Below are 688 nucleotides of genomic sequence, written 5' to 3'. Positions count from 1 at the left end.
AACTTGAGCAGGCCGGGCTCGGAATCGTCGAGCGTCATTTCCTGCACGGAACCGCCGGTGAACAGGCCGGCGGCGACCGGATCGGTCAGCGTCTTCAGCGCCGTCTTGGCGGCATCGATCTGGGCGGGATCGGTAATGCGAACCTGCAGGGTCCGCCCCGTGCCGGCAAGGCCGGTATAGCCAATCTTGGCGTCGCGCAGCAGCGTGCGGATTTCGTCGCGCGTCGTCTCCAGCCGGTCCTTGATCAGATCGTTCTGGTTCATTTCCAGCAAGATGTGCGAACCACCCTGCAGGTCGAGGCCGAGCGTCATCTGCCGCTTCGGCACCCAGTTGGGCAGTTGCGCCAGCGTGCTGGCGGAGAACAGGTTGGGCGCGGCGAGGATCACCGTGATGGCCACGGCCACCCAGATCAGGATCATCTTGAAGCGCGAGAAATACAACATATGGCGTCGTCCGTCAGAGCGTGTCCGCGGATCGCTCCGCCTAAAATTGGATTATTTCTTGGCGTTCTGGTTGGCCACCGGCTCGCCCTTGACGCGCACATCGGCGATCGTCGAGCGCAGCGCCGTCACCTTCAAGCCATTGCCGAGGTCGACCTCGAGCTCGTTGTCGTCGATCACCTTGGTCACCTTGCCGACGAAGCCGCCGCCGGTGACGACCGTGTCGCCGCGACGGACCGCGGCCAGCA

1 protein-coding gene and 1 pseudogene are annotated in these 688 nt (G+C 64.0%); both read right to left on the bottom strand.

All coding sequences use genetic code 11. From position 1 onward, the window contains the following. Positions 1-443: pseudogene (locus ENZ75_RS33510) on the bottom strand (protein translocase subunit SecDF); the annotation flags it as partial. 51 nt (positions 444-494) lie between these two features. Then, a partial coding sequence (locus ENZ75_RS33505; RefSeq protein ID WP_164888263.1) for a preprotein translocase subunit YajC occupies positions 495-688 on the bottom strand: 194 nt, incomplete at its 5' end.

Source organism: Mesorhizobium sp. M7A.F.Ca.CA.002.04.1.1, assembly GCF_004022805.1.
Taxonomy (GTDB): Bacteria; Pseudomonadota; Alphaproteobacteria; order Rhizobiales; family Rhizobiaceae; genus Mesorhizobium; species Mesorhizobium ciceri.
This window is presented reverse-complemented; position numbering and strand designations above follow the sequence as displayed.